At 72.6% G+C, this 16,676-nt stretch carries 14 protein-coding genes; 11 read left to right on the forward strand and 3 right to left on the reverse strand.

Translation table 11 applies throughout. The features are described 5' to 3' along the window. The first annotated feature begins 87 nt into the window (after positions 1-87). The 4 genes from ACIQMR_RS35685 (at position 88) to sucD (ending at position 4,457) form a co-directional block, all read left to right on the forward strand. Positions 88-957 (forward strand): hypothetical protein, encoded by an 870-nt coding sequence (locus ACIQMR_RS35685; RefSeq protein ID WP_401396579.1) that lies wholly within the window; start codon positions 88-90, stop codon positions 955-957. 88 nt (positions 958-1,045) lie between these two features. Beyond that, positions 1,046-2,041: a hypothetical protein gene (locus tag ACIQMR_RS35690; RefSeq protein ID WP_401396582.1), complete on the forward strand. Its 996-nt coding sequence runs from the start codon at positions 1,046-1,048 to the stop codon at positions 2,039-2,041. A 336-nt stretch (positions 2,042-2,377) separates the two neighbouring features. Further along, positions 2,378-3,556, forward strand: coding sequence for an ADP-forming succinate--CoA ligase subunit beta (gene sucC, locus ACIQMR_RS35695; RefSeq protein ID WP_401396585.1), 1,179 nt, complete (start codon positions 2,378-2,380; stop codon positions 3,554-3,556). A gap of 16 nt (positions 3,557-3,572) precedes the next feature. Beyond that, positions 3,573-4,457, forward strand: coding sequence for a succinate--CoA ligase subunit alpha (sucD, locus tag ACIQMR_RS35700; RefSeq protein ID WP_401396588.1), 885 nt, complete (start codon positions 3,573-3,575; stop codon positions 4,455-4,457). 78 nt (positions 4,458-4,535) lie between these two features. On the opposite strand, the gene ACIQMR_RS35705 is transcribed toward sucD, so the two are convergent. Beyond that, a complete protein-coding gene (locus ACIQMR_RS35705) occupies positions 4,536-6,008 on the reverse strand; it encodes a helix-turn-helix domain-containing protein (RefSeq protein WP_401396591.1) in 1,473 nt (490 codons plus the stop codon). Between the two features lie 117 nt (positions 6,009-6,125). Between ACIQMR_RS35705 and ACIQMR_RS35710 the strand changes: the two genes are divergently transcribed. Further along, entirely contained in the window at positions 6,126-8,057 is a 1,932-nt protein-coding gene (locus ACIQMR_RS35710) for a DUF6350 family protein (RefSeq protein ID WP_401396593.1), read from the forward strand. A gap of 18 nt (positions 8,058-8,075) precedes the next feature. Here ACIQMR_RS35710 and ACIQMR_RS35715 read toward each other — a convergent pair whose 3' ends face one another. Beyond that, positions 8,076-8,945, reverse strand: a complete 870-nt coding sequence (locus ACIQMR_RS35715; RefSeq protein WP_401396595.1) for a hypothetical protein — start codon at positions 8,943-8,945, stop codon at positions 8,076-8,078. Positions 8,946-9,170: 225 nt separating this feature from the next. Between ACIQMR_RS35715 and purN the strand changes: the two genes are divergently transcribed. Then, positions 9,171-9,788 (forward strand): phosphoribosylglycinamide formyltransferase, encoded by a 618-nt coding sequence (gene purN / locus ACIQMR_RS35720; RefSeq protein WP_401396598.1) that lies wholly within the window; start codon positions 9,171-9,173, stop codon positions 9,786-9,788. After that, positions 9,775-11,331, forward strand: a complete 1,557-nt coding sequence (purH, locus tag ACIQMR_RS35725; protein WP_401396600.1) for a bifunctional phosphoribosylaminoimidazolecarboxamide formyltransferase/IMP cyclohydrolase — start codon at positions 9,775-9,777, stop codon at positions 11,329-11,331. The genes purN and purH overlap by 14 nt, the downstream gene beginning before the upstream one ends. A 98-nt stretch (positions 11,332-11,429) precedes the next feature. On the opposite strand, the gene ACIQMR_RS35730 is transcribed toward purH, so the two are convergent. Next, positions 11,430-12,014, reverse strand: a complete 585-nt coding sequence (locus ACIQMR_RS35730) for a hypothetical protein (protein ID WP_401396603.1) — start codon at positions 12,012-12,014, stop codon at positions 11,430-11,432. 261 nt (positions 12,015-12,275) lie between these two features. Between ACIQMR_RS35730 and ACIQMR_RS35735 the strand changes: the two genes are divergently transcribed. The 4 genes from ACIQMR_RS35735 (at position 12,276) to ACIQMR_RS35750 (ending at position 16,547) form a co-directional block, all read left to right on the forward strand. Further along, a complete protein-coding gene (locus tag ACIQMR_RS35735) occupies positions 12,276-13,133 on the forward strand; it encodes a bifunctional methylenetetrahydrofolate dehydrogenase/methenyltetrahydrofolate cyclohydrolase (RefSeq protein ID WP_401396605.1) in 858 nt (285 codons plus the stop codon). 6 nt (positions 13,134-13,139) lie between these two features. Next, positions 13,140-13,763 carry a DUF3017 domain-containing protein gene (locus tag ACIQMR_RS35740; RefSeq protein WP_401396608.1) on the forward strand — a complete coding sequence of 208 codons (624 nt, stop codon included), beginning with the start codon at positions 13,140-13,142 and terminating at the stop codon, positions 13,761-13,763. Between the two features lie 438 nt (positions 13,764-14,201). Continuing rightward, positions 14,202-15,305: a DUF2690 domain-containing protein gene (locus ACIQMR_RS35745; RefSeq protein WP_401396611.1), complete on the forward strand. Its 1,104-nt coding sequence runs from the start codon at positions 14,202-14,204 to the stop codon at positions 15,303-15,305. A gap of 252 nt (positions 15,306-15,557) precedes the next feature. Then, positions 15,558-16,547 carry a malate dehydrogenase gene (locus tag ACIQMR_RS35750; RefSeq protein ID WP_266381827.1) on the forward strand — a complete coding sequence of 330 codons (990 nt, stop codon included), beginning with the start codon at positions 15,558-15,560 and terminating at the stop codon, positions 16,545-16,547. Positions 16,548-16,676: the final 129 nt, after the last annotated feature.

The raw sequence follows: 16,676 nt of genomic DNA on the forward strand, positions 1-16,676 counted from the left end.
GGGAGGGCTCGTCCCATTTCGACTGTCACCGCTGCTCAGCCTGTTGCCGCCGGGCGCTTCGTGCGCCGTGCGGCCGGCCGGCATGCGGTGCGTGCGGCAGCGGTGTCGCTGTTCCTCGGCGGTCTGGCGGTGCTGGGATTCTTCCTCGGCGGCCAGGCGCACGCGGCGGAACGGCCCGGCGTGGCAACGGCGTCGGCCGCCGCGGCCGACCGCGTCGCTCCCGTTCGCAGTGGTCCCGTCCGGCAACTCCGTGACAGCGCAGAGCCGGTCAAGAGCGTGGCACGGCACGCGGTGCGGCCGGCCGCCGAGCGGGCCGTGCGCGACGTCGTGCGGCCCGTCGCCGAGCCGGTGGTGGAGCGGGCGGTCCGTCCGGTCGTCCGGCCCGTCGCCGGCGCCGTCGAGAAGGCGGTCACCGATGTGACGGAGCCCGTCGCTGACGTGGTCGACCCGGTCGTCCAGGGCCTGCACGCACGGCCGTTGCCCGTACCCGCCCCGATGTGGCCGGGCGACGGGGCGGCCGTTCCCGCCCTGGATCCGTCCCTGGGCACCGCTCCGGCGGCCGGCAGGCTCGACGTGCCACGGCCCGTCGCACCGGCGGGCCCCGCTCCCGTCGCCGTCGTGGCCGGCAAGGTCTCGGCCACCGACCGGCAGTACCGCTACGGGTACGCCGCGGACGCGCCCGGGCCGGCCCGCGCCGACGCGTCCGTCCGTACACCGGTGGTCGGTGGCGGCCCGGGCGGCGGCCCGTACCCGTACCCCGGCCACGCTCCGGCCGGTCCGCACGGTGGCGCCGTGCTCCAGACCGCCTCCGACAACCACACACCACGACCCGGCGACCAGCACGCCGCGTGGTTCCCGCACGCCATGGCCTTCGGGCTCGTGCCCGGCTCCCGGCAGCGGGTGACCGGCGCCGACGTGCGCGACCGGCATCGCGACATCCTCGAATTTCCCGGATAGGGCAGGCCGTTCCCCCGCCTCATGACCTGCCGCGCGGGGGCGGAGCAGGTCTGCCCGAACCGTCGGAAACCGAAGGAATCTCCCGATCATGAACAAGAACATCCGCCGTTCCATAGCCGTCGCGGCCGGGGCCGCCGGCATGTGGGCCATCGGCACCGCCGCCGCCAGCGCGGACGAGCTGCCCTCGCTCTCCCTCTCGACCGCCGACCAGGCGGTGGACTCCGTCGACGACACCGTCACCGGTGTCGGCGAGGCCCCGGCCGTCGGTGCCGTGACCGGCAAGGCGCAGGCCACGGTGCAGGCCACCGCGGGTGCCGCGAGCGCCACCGCCGCCACCGCGACGGGCACCGTCACCGCGGCGGCCGAGCAGGCCAAGGGCGCCGCCCACGACGCCACCCGGGCCCCGGTCGCCGCCACCGCGGACCAGACCCGCCACTACGTCGAGAGCGAGCTGCCCGACACCGGCGCCGAGATCGACTACCTCTTTGGTCCGCTCTCCGCCTTCGCTCCCGAGCTGGTGGAGCAGACCCCGGCCGCGGCCCAGGGCTACGTCCAGGGCGCGGTCACCGCCGCCGGCCCGATCGTCGACGAGACGGCGCAGGACGTCCTGCCGCCCGTCGCCGACCGCGCGGTCGACGGTGTGCTCCCGGTCGCCGGCCAGGCGGTCGGTGACGTCGGTGGCCTGGCCACGGGTGTCGTCGGCGACGTGACGCCGTTCGCGGGCGGTGTCGTGGGCGAGGTCCAGCCGTTCGCGTACGGCGTGGTCGGCGAGGTCCAGCCCTTCGCGGGCGGCGTCGTCGGCTCGGTCCAGCCGGTCGTCGAGACCGTCGTCGACCACGTTCGCCCGGTCGTGCACGGCGTCGGCGGCAGCGCCGGGAACCTCGCCCACGGCGTCGTGGGCGACGTGACCCCGTTCGCGGGCGGCGTCGTCTCCGAGGTACAGCCGTTCACGCAGGACCTGACCGGCACGGTCGCCGCGACGCCGGTCGCGGGCAACGCCGTCTCGGGCGTGCAGGGCGTGGCCACCGCGGTCACCCCGAGTTACGTCGACACCCTGGGCGGGCAGCTGACCCAGGGCGTCTGACGGCGCCACGCAGCAGGTGACCGGCGGGTCACGGACATCGACGGGCGGTTCCCATTGGGGTGGGGACCGCCCGTCCCCGTACCCCGGCACGTGCCCGGTACGGCGCCGTCCCGTCACCGCAGAGTTCCGCCGCGCGCGCGATCTGTGACCGGTATCACCGCTCCGGTGTGATCTGCGATTTAGGCCCCCACGGCCCACGGGGATAACCTGCGAGACGGACATGCCGCGTGCCCGGACACCGTGTACGCCTCCCTAGTGACAGCGCAGTCACGTTGCCCTTCGCGGCACGCCCACGCAGACAACGAACCGCGAATCACGGAAAAGGGACGGACGCGCGTGGACCTGTTCGAGTACCAGGCGAGGGACCTCTTCGCCAAGCACGGTGTACCGGTGCTGGCCGGTGAAGTCATCGACACGCCTGAGGCGGCGCGCGAGGCGACCGAGCGACTGGGCGGCCGTTCGGTCGTCAAGGCGCAGGTGAAGGTCGGCGGCCGCGGCAAGGCCGGTGGCGTGAAGCTCGCCGCCACGCCGGACGAGGCAGTCGCCCGCGCGACGGACATCCTCGGCATGGACATCAAGGGCCACACGGTCCACAAGGTGATGATCGCCGAGACGGCTCCGGAGATCGCAGACGAGTACTACGTCTCCTACCTCCTCGACCGCACGAACCGCACCTTCCTGGCCATGGCCTCGGTGCAGGGCGGCGTGGAGATCGAGGTCGTCGCGGAGGAGAACCCCGAAGCCCTCGCGAAGATCCCGGTCAACGCCAACGAGGGCGTCGACCTGGCGAAGGCCCGCGAGATCGTCGCGGCCGCGAAGTTCCCGGCCGAGGTCGCCGACCAGGTGGCCGACATCCTGGTCACCCTGTGGAAGACCTTCATCGAAGAGGACGCGCTCCTCGTCGAGGTCAACCCGCTGGCCAAGGTCGCCGACGGCCGTGTCATCGCCCTCGACGGCAAGGTCTCGCTCGACGAGAACGCCGACTTCCGCCAGGCGGACCACGCGGTGCTCGAGGACAAGGACGCAGCCAACCCGCTCGAGGCTGCCGCCAAGGCCAAGAACCTCAACTACGTCAAGCTCGACGGCGAGGTCGGCATCATCGGCAACGGCGCGGGTCTGGTCATGTCGACCCTCGACGTCGTCGCGTACGCCGGTGAGAACCACGGTGGCGTGAAGCCCGCCAACTTCCTCGACATCGGTGGTGGCGCCTCGGCCGAGGTCATGGCGAACGGTCTCGAGATCATCCTCGGCGACCCGGACGTCAAGTCCGTCTTCGTCAACGTCTTCGGTGGCATCACCGCTTGTGACGAGGTCGCCAAGGGCATCGTCCAGGCCCTGGAGCTGCTCAAGGCCAAGGGCGAGGACGTCTCCAAGCCGCTGGTCGTGCGCCTCGACGGCAACAACGCGGAGCTGGGTCGTCAGATCCTGTCCGACGCCAACCACCCGCTCGTGCAGCGCGTGGACACCATGGACGGCGCGGCCGACAAGGCCGCCGAGCTCGCGGCCGCGAAGTAAGGGAAATCAGACCACCATGGCTATCTTCCTCACCAAGGACAGCAAGGTCATCGTCCAGGGGATGACCGGCTCCACCGGCATGAAGCACACCAAGCTCATGCTGGCCGACGGCACCAACATCGTCGGTGGCGTGAACCCCCGTAAGGCGGGCACCACCGTCGACTTCGACGGCACCGAGGTGCCGGTCTTCGGCACGGTCGCCGAGGCGATGGAGAAGACCGGGGCCGACGTCTCCGTTCTCTTCGTTCCGCCGGCCTTCGCCAAGGCCGCCGTCGTCGAGGCGATCGACGCCGAGATCCCGCTGGCCGTCGTCATCACCGAGGGCATCGCGGTGCACGACTCCGCCGCCTTCTGGGCGTACGCGGTCAGCAAGGGCAACAAGACCCGGATCATCGGCCCGAACTGCCCGGGTCTGATCACCCCCGGCCAGTCCAACGCCGGCATCATCCCGGGCGACATCACCAAGCCCGGTCGCATCGGTCTCGTGTCCAAGTCCGGCACGCTGACCTACCAGATGATGTACGAGCTCCGTGACATCGGCTTCTCCTCGGCCGTCGGCATCGGTGGCGACCCGGTCATCGGTACGACGCACATCGACGCCCTCGCGGCGTTCGAGGCGGACCCCGAGACCGAGCTGATCGTGATGATCGGCGAGATCGGCGGCGACGCCGAGGAGCGTGCGGCCGACTTCATCAAGGCCAACGTCACCAAGCCGGTCGTCGGTTACGTCGCGGGCTTCACCGCGCCCGAGGGCAAGACCATGGGCCACGCCGGCGCCATCGTCTCCGGCTCCTCCGGCACCGCGCAGGCGAAGAAGGAGGCCCTGGAGGCCGCGGGCGTCAAGGTCGGCAAGACGCCGACCGAGACGGCCAAGCTGGCGCGCGAGATCCTCGTCGGCTGACCTTCACAGGCACACAGCGGATGGGCCCGCACCCCGGTTTCCGGGGTGCGGGCCCATCCGCGTTCCGCCGCCCGGCCGTCACCGGGCGAGCGGCAGGAGACGCTCCGGGCCGGTGTCGAGATGGGAGCGGAGCTGCCCGCGGAGCCGGTAGTCCGCCTTCGTGTAGGGCTCGGGGCCGCCTCGGGGCGGTACGCCGCCGACCGTCTCGCCCGGCGACTGCGGCGGCTCGTAGTGGTCCTCGGTGACGGCCATGGTGATCGCCGCGGCCCCGAGGATCAGCGCGGTCAGTCCGATCGCGGCGCGGGTCCACAGTTCGGCACGGTGCTCGCTGCCCGCGCGCACGCTGCGGGCCGACGCGATCTTCGGCGCCGCGACATGGGCGACCAGATCGCCCAGCTCGGCCTGCAGAGCCTGCGGTTCGGCCAGCTCCGGCAGCCGCTCGGCGACGGCGGCGCGGGCGTTCAGCAGCCGGTTCGCCGCGGCCGGCGTGCTGGCCTCGGTCTCGGCGGCCGTCTCGGGCAGGTCGATGCCGAGTCCGTCGTACAGCAGCAGCGTGCGGCGGTACGAGGGCGGCAGTCCGAGCAGCGCCTCGCGGAGCGTGGTCCGGCGGGGAGCGGCGGGAGCGGCGGGAGCGGCAGGCCCGGGTGAGCGGGTGGCCGGGGCGGCCGGATCGTCGGGGTCGGGGCGGCGGTGGACGCGGCGCAGCCGGTGCCAGGGCGACATGGCGTGCTCGTACGCCACCATGCGCACCCAGCTCGCGGGGTCCCGGTCCACGGCGACCTCGGGCCAGCGCTGCCAGGCGAGGTGGAAGGCGCGCTCGACGGCCTCCTGGGAGAGCAGGCGACGACCGGTGAGCAGATAGGTCTGGCGTACGAGACCGGGTGCGGTACGGGCGTAGAGGTCGTCGAAGGCCTGCTCGGCCGTGAGGAAGGCGGGGGTGGCCTGAGCCTCGTCGGGCGAATCGGACGTTGAGGGGGCTTTCGCCGGAGGCGGGGCCGAGGGCGGCGGCGTGACGGGGGGTGGCGGCGGGGGCGCCACGGGTGGCCTGTGGACGGGCGGCGTTCGCGGTGGCTCCGGCGCTTCCCGGGCTTCCGGGGTCGCCCCGGCTTCCCGTGCCGGCCGAGCGGCCGGCGACGTTCGCCGGGATTCCGGCGCTTCAGGCGCAGGCGTCACCGGGGGCGCGTCGGGGGCCGCGGCCTTCTCCGCCTTGCCGGCCCTGTCCGCCTCCCGGGCCTGCACGGCGTCCTCGGCCTGCACGGTGTCCTCGGCCTGCACGGCGTCCACGGCGTCCTCGGCCCGCACGGCGTCCTTCGCCTCTTCGCCGTCCGGGGGCGCACCCGGGGCGAGGAGCTTCACGTACGCCTCGCGCTTGCGGCCGCGCGGGGTGGTACGTCCGGTCTCCCAGGACCTGATCGTCGCCTTGGTGACGCCCAGGGCCTTCGCGAACCGTTCCTCGCTCAGTCCCCTGGCCTCGCGCAGCCTGCGCCGTTCCTTGGGGGAGGGCAACGGGGACGCGGCCGCTTCGGTGCTGTCCGCGGTGCGCTTCGTCATGAAGGCCTCCCGGGGGAGCCGTACTGGGCCGAAAAGTACATAAGCGTATTTTTAGCGACACAGCGAGCAATCTCCTGTTACGCGGATAAAGCGCGTGTCGTTGGGAGCATGGCCCGCGTGACGCAGACGACCGATCACAGCCCGCCCTTCGCGGCCGTGCGGGGCGGCCGGTCCGCGGCCGCGCTGGTGACCTCACTCGTGCGGGGGGCGATCGCGGCGGGGCTCGGGCTCGGCGCGATCGCCGCGCTGGTCATGGTGATGTGGATCAGCTCGCCGTATCCGGACAGCGGACCGGGCGGCGCGCTCCATGTGGCGACCGGGCTGTGGCTGCTCGCGCACGGTACGGAACTGGTCAGGGCAGACACGCTCACGGGTGTGCCCGCGCCCCTGGGGCTGGTGCCGATGCTGCTGGCGGCGGCGCCTCTGGTGCTGACGCACCGGGCGGCCCGGGACTCCATCGAGGCGGTGGAGGGCTGGCGGCAACCGTCCGCGGCCGCGGCGGTGTGCGGGGTGACCTGCGGATATCTGCTGGTCGGAGCCGCGGCGGCGCTCTACTCGCTGGGCGGTGCGCTCGCTGCGAAGCCGCTCAGCGCGGCGCTGCATCTGCCCGTGGTGGCGACATTGTCGGCGGCGGCGGGAGTGTGGACGGCGCACGGCCGGCCGCTCGGGCCGCTGCCGGCCTGGCTCCCCGAGGGCATGCGGGTCGCCCTCTTCCGCACCCGGGTGCTGGTCGCGCTCCGGTCCGCGGGGGCGGCGGTCGCGGTGCTGCTCGGGGGCGGCGCGCTGCTCGTCGGGGCGTCGCTGGTGTGGCACGCGGGGGCCGCACAGGAGTCGTTCCTGCTGCTCGCGAACGACTGGCAGGGGCGCTTCTCGCTGCTGCTGCTCGTGCTGGCGCTGATGCCGAACGCGGCGGTGTGGGCGGCGGCGTACGGGCTCGGTCCCGGTTTCGCGCTCGGTACGGGCGCAACGGCAACGCCGCTGGGGCTCGCGGGTGACCCGGCGCTGCCCGCCTTCCCGCTGCTCGCCGCGGTACCGGCGAACGGGGCCGGGACACCGCTGAGCTGGGCGACGGTGGTGATGCCGCTCGCGGCGGGGGCGGCGGTGGCGTGGTGCACGGTGCCGGGAACGGAGGTGGCGCGGACGGCGGGGCCGGGAAGTCGCCGGGAGACCGCGCTCACCGCGCTGCTGGCAGCCGCAGTGTGCGGCACCCTCATGGCCCTCCTGGCGTCTGCGGCCGGCGGCGCGCTCGGTACGGGGACCCTGGCCGCCTTCGGCCCTTCCTGGTGGCTCACGGGCCCGGCGGCTTTCCTCTGGACCGCCGCGGTCGGTGTTCCCGTCGCCCTCGCCCTTCACGTCTGGCGCTTCCGCGACACCGACCGCCATCTCCGGGTGCCACGCTGGTCGGCCATCAAGCAGGCGTCGGGCGGCCTGATGGCGGCGTTCCCCTTCCCTTTCCCCTCGCCCTCGGCTCCTGCCGTTCCGGTGCCGGAGGTGCCCCCTCGGCCGACCGAACCACCGGTTGCCGGGACCGGGTCCGAGTCCGAGTCCGGGTCCGGGTCCGGGTCCGGGTCCGAGTCCGGGTCCAAGCCCGGGACCGGGTCCGAATCCGGGTCTGGGCCCGCGCCGGAGTCGCGTCCGGCCGTCCCCGAGCCCTCGTCCGCGCCGAGTGCCGGGCCGCCCAAGGAGGCCGCACCGGATCCGGACGGGTCGGACGGCCGCGCCGACGGGTCTGCGACGCCTGTACCGCCTGTCCCGGCCGACCCGCTCGCCTCACCCGCCGGTCCGGTGGGCCTGCTCGGTCTGGGCGCCTGGTCGGGCCTCTCTGGGCTCCGCCCCCAGGAGCCGACAGTCGCGCCGCCGCCCGAGGCCCCGGTCCCGGTCGGCCGGGGCGGGAAGGACCGGGTGTACGCAGCCGACCAGGGCGGGACGGACCGGGCGGACGCGGCCGGCCAGGGCGGGCCCGCCGACGCGGTCGGAACGGACCCGGCGGTGACGGGCCCGGGCGACCCGGTCGAGAAGGAGGAGCACACGGAGCCGCACGACGCGTAGCCCGTGAGCGGGCCCGCGCTACTCCTTGACGCCGATGACCCCGCGCAGCGGTTCCGGCAGGAGCTCGTTGCAGGAGAGCTGGCCCGTCTTCGTCAGGGAGTCGGACACACAGGTGTAGAAGTCCTTGTACACCAGCTGCATCGTGAAGGTCATCGCCACGATGGTGAGGGCGATTCCGGCCATGACCAGGCCGCTCACCGCGGCCGTCACCTGGGGTCTGCCCGTCGGCCGTTCGGACGCCGAGGCGGGTGCGGGGGCGGGTGCCGGGGATGCGGCAGACATGACGGGCGTCGCGGACGTCGCGTCGCCGGTGGACGCCGCGGTGCGGCGGGACTTGGAGCGCAGCGAGCTCGCGCCCCAGTAGATCGCGAGGGCGCCGAGGAGCAGCGCGATCTCGGGGAAGTCGAAGAGGGCGAAGAAGAACGCCCACATGCCCGAGAGCAGCGCATAGCGGGCGCGGCGCTGGACCGGGTCCGTCGGGTCCCAGCGAAGGCCGGTGCCCTGGCTGCCGCCGCCTTCCGGGCCGCTGCCCTGGCCGCCTCCACCGCCACCGGTGCCGCTGTTCTGGCCGCCCGTGCGGCCGCCGAAGCCGCCCGAGGAGCGCCCCGGCTGGCGGCTGCTCCACTGGCTGCCCCAGGACGAGCGCCCGCCCTCACGTCCGCCTTCGCGGTCGCTGTCGTCGCCCGAGCCCTGCCCCGGATCGTTGTCGCCCGAGCCCCGCCGGGGCTGCCACGGCCGGTCCTGCGAGCCCTCCGGCGGAGGAGCGAACGGATTGCTCTCGTTGCTCTCGTCCTTGGGCTCCGTGGACTGGCGTTCCCGCAGCAGCAGGGAGCCCCGCTCGACGGAGAGCGGGAGGCGGAGTGCCGTGCGGCGGCGTCGGTCCGGCATGTGGTGAACGTCTTCCCCTCTTGTACGTCTGTACGCGGGTACTCCGTCTGGAACGGGCCCTGCCCCCAGACGCTACCTCCCGGCCTCGCCCCCGTCCCGTGGGGGCCGCTCGGTGTGCCGGTATCGTTGCTGACGGTCGACGGCTTCGTAGAGTTCCCCTATCGCCGGGCTCTTTTCATTCGTACGACCATACAAATACGTACCGCAACGCGAAATGAGTGCCCCGTGGCTGCCGCCCGACTCGTCGTCCTGGTCTCCGGATCCGGCACCAATCTCCAGGCGCTGCTCGACGCCATCAGCGACGATCCGCAGGGCTTCGGCGCCGACATCGTCGCCGTGGGCGCGGACCGCGACGGCATCATCGGCCTCGACCGGGCCCGGCTGGCCGGGATCCCCACCTTCGTCCGCAAGGTGAAGGACTACGCGACCCGCGAGGAGTGGGACCGCGCGCTGACCGAGGCCACCGCCGGGTACGAGCCCGATCTCGTCGTCTCGGCCGGCTTCATGAAGATCGTCGGCAAGGACTTCCTCGCCCGGTTCGGCGGCCGGATCGTGAACACGCACCCCGCGCTGCTGCCCAGCTTTCCCGGTGCCCACGGAGTGCGTGACGCGCTCGCCTACGGGGTGAAGGTCACCGGATGCACCGTCCACTTCGTCGACGACGGTGTCGACACCGGCCCGATCATCGCCCAGGGCGTGGTCGAGGTCCGGGACGAGGACGACGAAGCCGCTCTGCACGAGCGCATCAAGGAAGTCGAGCGCCAGCTGCTCGTCGAGGTCGTGGGGCGTCTGGCCCGTAACGGCTACCGCATTGAGGGACGAAAGGTTCATGTCGGTGAATAAGCCCATCCGTCGCGCGTTGGTGAGTGTCTACGACAAGACGGGGCTGGAGGAGCTCGCCCGCGGGCTCCACGAGGCCGGCGTCGAGCTCGTGTCCACCGGCTCCACCGCCGCGAAGATCGCCGCGGCCGGTGTCCCGGTCACCAAGGTCGAGGAGCTCACCGGCTTCCCCGAGTGCCTGGACGGCCGGGTCAAGACCCTGCACCCGCGCGTGCACGCCGGAATCCTCGCCGACCTGCGCCTGGAGACGCACCGCGAGCAGCTCGCGGAGCTGGGCGTGGAGCCGTTCGACCTCGTGGTCGTGAACCTGTACCCGTTCCGGGAGACCGTCGCCTCCGGCGCGAGCCCCGACGAATGCGTCGAGCAGATCGACATCGGCGGCCCCTCGATGGTCCGCGCCGCCGCCAAGAACCACCCCTCGGTCGCCGTCGTCACCAGCCCCGCGCGGTACGGCGACGTCCTGACCGCGGTCGCCTCCGGCGGCTTCGACCTCGCCGCCCGCAAGCGCCTCGCCGCCGAGGCGTTCCAGCACACCGCCTCCTACGACGTCGCCGTCGCCTCCTGGTTCGCCTCCTCGTACGCCCCGGCGGACGAGTCGGCCTTCCCCGACTTCACCGGTGCCACGTACGCCCGCTCCAACGTCCTGCGCTACGGCGAGAACCCGCACCAGGGCGCGGCGCTGTACGTCACCGAGGCGGGCGGCGGGCTCGCCCAGGCGGAGCAGTTGCACGGCAAGGAGATGTCGTACAACAACTACACGGACACGGACGCCGCACGCCGTGCCGCCTACGACCACACCGAGCCGTGCGTGGCCATCATCAAGCACGCCAACCCGTGCGGCATCGCGATCGGCGACGACGTCGCCGAGGCGCACCGCAAGGCCCACGCCTGCGACCCGCTGTCGGCCTTCGGCGGTGTGATCGCCGTCAACCGCCCGGTGTCGGTGGCGATGGCCGAGCAGGTCGCCGAGATCTTCACCGAGGTCATCGTCGCCCCGGACTACGAGGACGGCGCGGTCGAGGTCCTGGCCCGCAAGAAGAACATCCGCGTGCTGCGTTGCCCCGACGCCCCGTCAGCACCCGTCGAGCTCAAGCCGATCGACGGCGGCGCGCTGCTCCAGGTCACCGACCGCCTCCAGGCCGACGGGGACGACCCGGCCAACTGGACCCTCGCCACCGGTGAGGCGCTGTCCGACGCCGAGCTGGCCGAGCTGGCCTTCGCCTGGAGGGCGTGCCGGGCGGTCAAGTCCAACGCGATCCTGCTCGCCAAGGACGGCGCGAGCGTCGGCGTGGGCATGGGCCAGGTCAACCGGGTCGACTCCGCGAAGCTCGCCGTGGAGCGCGCGGGCGAGGAGCGCGCGGCGGGCGCGTACGCCGCCTCTGACGCGTTCTTCCCGTTCCCCGACGGCCTGGAGATCCTGACCGCGGTCGGCGTCAAGGCCGTGGTCCAGCCCGGTGGTTCGGTCCGTGACGAGCAGGTCGTCGAGGCCGCGCGGAAGGCGGGCGTGACGATGTACTTCACGGGTACGCGGCACTTTTTCCACTGACCGGCCCGCACTCGACAGGCCGAAGGCCGTAACACCCGCTCAGGGGCGGGGGTTACGGCCTTCGTGCGTACGCCGGGATCTACGGCCGGCGGACCGGCTCAGTAGCGCGGGCGGTTGAACCACGCGGAGGCGCTGCTGTTGACCATCGAGGCGAGGATGATGCCGCCGATGGCGAGACCGATGACACCGCCGACCGCGGAGCTCGCCTGGCCGCCCGCGAAGTTGGCGAGGCTGAGCAGGATGTACAGCGACGCGTAGACGATCGTCGTCACGCGAACGCCGTTGCCGCCCTTGGAGAACTTGACGCCGAGGACGATGGCCCAGGCCGCGAAGCCGAGCAGGATCACGACCAGGAAGAAGCCGAGGCCGGCGAGTACACCGGTCTCCTCGCCGGAGCCCACCGAGTCCGACACGTCCTGAGCGGCGGCGATGGCGATCGCGGCGATGAGGCCGACGATGATCTGCAGGCCGGCGACGATGAAGAGCAGGACGCGAGCGGTCTGCATGAGGCCGGGCATGGTCATCTGAGCACCGGGGTAGCCGCCGTAGGGCTGCTGCACGGGCGGCGCCTGCGGGTAGCCGTAGCCGGGCTGCGGCGGCTGCTGCGGCTGGCCCTGCGGGTAGCCGTAGCCCGGCTGGCCCTGCTGCTGGCCGTAGGGGTTGTTCGGGTCGCCGAAGCTCATGGCGGGATTCCTCCGTCGGGATTTGCGGGGACGACGCGGTCCTTACCGGAGGAACGTCACAAAGAAATCAAGCGGTCTGCCCCCCGACACTGCCCGCGGCACTGCGCGGCTCATCGTCGTCTCAACGTCTACTTTTTGTCCAGCCGATTACCCAATGTGTTGTGCAAGTGCAACCTCGTGCACCGCTGAGCGAACTCTCCGGTGCGGGCCCGGAGAGGCCCGGATTGGAACCGGGAAGGGGTCATCCGCGAGGATGGGGGTATGACCGCCCAGATTCTCGATGGCAAGGCCACCGCAGCCGCGATCAAGTCCGATCTGACCGCCCGCGTGGCGGCGCTCAAGGCCAGGGGTGTGACGCCCGGCCTCGGGACCCTCCTGGTCGGTGACGACGTCGGCAGCCAGAAGTACGTCGCCGGCAAGCACCGCGACTGCGCGGAGGTGGGCATCGCCTCCATCCAGCGCGAACTGCCCGCAACCGCCACGCAGGAGGACATCGAGGCGGTCGTCCGCGAGCTGAACGCGAACCCCGACTGCACGGGATACATCGTGCAGTTGCCCCTGCCGAAGGGCATCGACGAGAACCGGGTGCTGGAGCTGATCGACCCGGCGAAGGACGCGGACGGGCTCCACCCGATGAACCTCGGGCGCCTCGTGCTGAACGAGCCGGCCCCGCTGCCGTGCACCCCGGCCGGTGTGATCCGGCTGCTGCGCCAGTACGGCGTCGAACTGAACGGCGCGCACGTCGTCGTCGTGGGACGGGGCACCACCATCGGCCGCTCGCTGCCGCTGATGCTCACCCGCCGCTCCGAGAACTCCACGGTCACCCAGTGCCACACCGGCACCCGCGACCTTTCCTCGCACCTGCGCCAGGCCGACATCATCGTCGCCGCCGCGGGCTCGGCCCATCTGGTCCGCCCGGAGGACGTGAAGCCGGGCGCCGCCGTCCTCGACGTCGGCGTCAGCCGCGACGGCAACGGGAAGATCGTCGGCGATGTCCACCCGGACGTCGCGGAGGTCGCCGGCTGGGTCTCCCCGAACCCGGGCGGCGTCGGCCCGATGACCCGGGCGCTGCTCCTGGTCAACGTCGTCGAGGCGGCCGAACTGGCAGCCACGGACTGAGCCATCATGAACACCTCGGACAACGACACCCCTCTCGACGGCCCCCGCCCGGCACAGCGACCGGACGCCGCCGCTCCGTCCGCGGGCGGCGCGGGCCGGACGACCCCGCCCGCCCGCGCGAGGGCGAACGGCAGCGCGGGGCACTCCGAGGGCGACGACCCGGCCCGGGTGAACGGGCATGCAGGGGACGCGGCCGACGACGCACCCGCCGCGGTGGGGCCCGGCGCCGCGGGCAGGTCGCGCAGGCCGCCCACGGTCACCCGGGACACCGCGAGGCCCGAGGGCGGCGGCCGTGCCGCACCCGGTGACGCGTCCGCGCCCGCCCGGCAGTGGCCGTTGCTCACGGTGCTCGGGCTCACGGGGCTCGGACTGCTGATCGTCGCCGCGGATCCGTTCGACCAGGCCTTCCGGATCGGCACGATCCTGGTCGGCGTCGCTCTGCTCACGGGCGCGGTGCTGCGCCGGGTGCTGCCCTCCGTGGGCATGCTGGCGGTGCGCTCACGCTTCACCGACATGGTCACGTACGGCCTGTTCGGCACCGTGATCGTGCTGCTCGCCCTGATGGTGCAGCCGCGGCCGTGGCTGGAGATCCCGTTCCTGGAGGACGCGGTCCGCTTCACCGTGCGCTAGGCCGTGTCCGACGAATCCCGCCTGAATCCCGCCCTGACGAATCCCGTCTGGCGCGCGACGCCCGGCACGGGGCACCGCCGCGGATGAGCGACGGCGCCCGTCCCCTCCCCCGAGGAGGACGGACGCCGTTGTGTGCACCAGCGTCATGCACGCGCCAAAGAGGGACAAGAACCGGCCGGTGCCTGTGGCACGGAAGTGACCGTTCCGCCATGGTGTGATCGCCGGGCAACGAATGCGAGACTGGGGCGGGCTTCAGGCAGGGGCGCACACGGGGGTGCGCCAAGGTCCCGAATGCTCCCGTGCGCCCCGGCGCCAGGAACTGCCATCCTGGCTCCGCGCATCCCTCTGGGTAGTCCACACGACGCGTGCCCGGAGGCATGGCGGGGGGTACGACCGCGCGGGGCACATCAGGCACGTTCGGGGGACAAGGGGGAAGCAATGCCTCGTTGGAAGGCGCTACCGGAAGAACTCGATCCGCAGGTGAGGGAGTTCGCGAGCCAGCTGCGCCGGCTCGTCGACCGCAGCGGGCTCAGCATCGCCGCGGTCTCGGACCGCACCGGCTACAGCAAGACGTCGTGGGAACGCTATCTGAACGGACGGCTGCTCGCGCCCAAGGGCGCGATCGTCGCGCTCGCCGAGGTGACGGGCACCAACCCGATCCATCTCACGACCATGTGGGAGCTCGCGGAGCGCGCCTGGAGCCGCGCCGAGATGCGCCACGACATGACCATGGAGCAGATCCGGATCTCCCAGGCGCGGGCCGCGCTGGGCGAGTTCGGTCCGACCGCGCCCGCGCAGCCCGGCCCCGGCGGCACCCGTGGCACGCGCTCCGGCGGACCGGCGACCGCCCAGCAGGGCGCCGGGGACGCATACGGACGGCAGCCGTTCGTACCCGAGCAGCGCGGCGCCCGCTCCGGCCACCCGGCCGGTCATCCGTCGGCCGGCCACCCGTCCGCCGGTCATCAGTCCGGCCACCCGTCCGGTCCGCCGCCCTACACAGGCACACCGGCGTCGCCCGCCGCCCCCGACCAGGGGCGTGGGCGACGCAGGACGGCGATGTTCCTCGCGGGCGTCGTCGGCGCGCTGCTGGTGATAGCCGCGGCCGTCCTGCTGACCGACCTCGGCGGTGGCGGCGATGACAAGCCCGGGGGGAACGTGGCGAAGACGCCGTCCGCCGCCCCGACGACCAGCGGCCCGCAGCTGCCCGCCGGAGTGGAGTGCTTCGGGACGGACTGCACCGGCAAGGACCCCGAGAACATGGGGTGCGGCGGGCAGTTCGCGGCGACCACCTCCCGGACGAAGGTCGGCACGGCCGTCGTCGAGGTGCGCTACAGCAAGACGTGCGGGGCCGCCTGGGCGAGGATCACCCAGGCCACACCGGGCGACAAGGTGCAGATCAGCGCGGATGGCGCGGACCAGAGCGGACTCGTCAACGCCGACAAGGACGCGTACACACCGATGGTCGCCGTGGCCGCCGAGTCCGAGGCCAAGGCGTGCGCGACGCTGACGACGGGCACGAAGGGCTGCACGACGGAGCAGTGAGCCGCGTCCGTGAGCCGCGCCACAAGGGGGCGGCGGTTGGTGGGGCCTTGGGTCGGATAGCCTGACCGCTGGATATCTCTTCACGTCGAGAGATCGATCACCCGTCGATCACCCGTCGATCACTTGTCGATCCGCATCGATCACGCCGAAGTGCGCCGATCGCGTCGATCGGGCCGGTGCCGATCACTACGGTGGAGCTATCCAGCACCAGGGGCAGGGACCCCCACCGCCAGCTGTCTTACGGAGATCGCCATGACCCGCACTCCCGTGAATGTCACCGTCACCGGCGCGGCCGGCCAGATCGGCTACGCGCTGCTCTTCCGCATCGCCTCCGGCCACCTGCTCGGCTCGGACGTGCCGGTCAAGCTCCGCCTCCTGGAGATCCCGCAGGGCCTGAAGGCCGCCGAGGGCACCGCCATGGAGCTCGACGACTGCGCCTTCCCGCTCCTCCAGGGCATCGACATCACCGACGACCCGAACGTCGCCTTCGACGGTGCCAACGTCGCGCTGCTCGTCGGCGCCCGTCCCCGTACCAAGGGCATGGAGCGCGGTGACCTGCTGGAGGCCAACGGTGGCATCTTCAAGCCGCAGGGCAAGGCCATCAACGACCACGCCGCGGACGACATCAAGGTCCTCGTCGTCGGCAACCCGGCCAACACCAACGCGCTCATCGCGCAGGCCGCGGCCCCGGACGTACCGGCCGAGCGCTTCACCGCGATGACCCGCCTCGACCACAACCGCGCGCTGTCGCAGCTGGCCGCCAAGACCGGCGCCGCCGTCTCCGAGATCAAGCGCCTCACCATCTGGGGCAACCACTCCGCGACCCAGTACCCGGACATCTTCCACGCGGAGATCGCCGGCAAGAACGCCGCGGAGGTCGTCAACGACCAGGCGTGGCTGGCCGACACCTTCATCCCGACCGTCGCCAAGCGCGGTGCGGCCATCATCGAGGCCCGTGGCGCCTCCTCGGCCGCCTCCGCCGCGAACGCCGCGATCGACCACGTCCACACCTGGGTCAACGGCACCGCCGAGGGCGACTGGACCTCCATGGGTATCCCGTCGGACGGCTCCTACGGCGTCCCGCAGGGTCTGATCTCCTCCTTCCCGGTCACCTGCAAGGACGGCAAGTACGAGATCGTCCAGGGCCTGGACGTCAACGAGTTCTCCCGCACCCGCATCGACGCGTCGGTGAAGGAGCTGGAGGAGGAGCGCGAGGCGGTTCGCGGCCTCGGCCTCATCTGACACCCGGTACACGAGTGGGGGGGGGGGGGGGGGCCGCGCCCCCCCCCCCCCCCCGCCGCCCCCCCCCCCCCCCCACACCAAACCCCCCCCCCCCCCCCCCCCCCCCCCCCCCCCCCCCCCCGCCACCCC

Origin of the sequence: Streptomyces sp. NPDC091376 (genome assembly GCF_044757085.1) — a bacterium.
GTDB classification, from domain to species: Bacteria; Actinomycetota; Actinomycetes; order Streptomycetales; family Streptomycetaceae; genus Streptomyces; species Streptomyces pratisoli.

Bases quoted from the DNA above. Each gene is read 5' to 3' on its own strand.
- ACIQMR_RS35690 (WP_401396582.1), top strand. From the start codon at position 1,046: ATGAACAAGAACATCCGCCGTTCCATAGCCGTCGCGGCCGGGGCCGCC.
- sucD (WP_401396588.1), top strand. From the start codon at position 3,573: ATGGCTATCTTCCTCACCAAGGACAGCAAGGTCATCGTCCAGGGGATG.
- ACIQMR_RS35705 (WP_401396591.1), bottom strand. From the start codon at position 6,008: ATGACGAAGCGCACCGCGGACAGCACCGAAGCGGCCGCGTCCCCGTTG.
- ACIQMR_RS35715 (WP_401396595.1), bottom strand. From the start codon at position 8,945: ATGCCGGACCGACGCCGCCGCACGGCACTCCGCCTCCCGCTCTCCGTC.
- purH (WP_401396600.1), top strand. From the start codon at position 9,775: ATGTCGGTGAATAAGCCCATCCGTCGCGCGTTGGTGAGTGTCTACGAC.
- ACIQMR_RS35730 (WP_401396603.1), bottom strand. From the start codon at position 12,014: ATGAGCTTCGGCGACCCGAACAACCCCTACGGCCAGCAGCAGGGCCAG.
- ACIQMR_RS35735 (WP_401396605.1), top strand. From the start codon at position 12,276: ATGACCGCCCAGATTCTCGATGGCAAGGCCACCGCAGCCGCGATCAAG.
- ACIQMR_RS35740 (WP_401396608.1), top strand. From the start codon at position 13,140: ATGAACACCTCGGACAACGACACCCCTCTCGACGGCCCCCGCCCGGCA.
- ACIQMR_RS35745 (WP_401396611.1), top strand. From the start codon at position 14,202: ATGCCTCGTTGGAAGGCGCTACCGGAAGAACTCGATCCGCAGGTGAGG.
- ACIQMR_RS35750 (WP_266381827.1), top strand. From the start codon at position 15,558: ATGACCCGCACTCCCGTGAATGTCACCGTCACCGGCGCGGCCGGCCAG.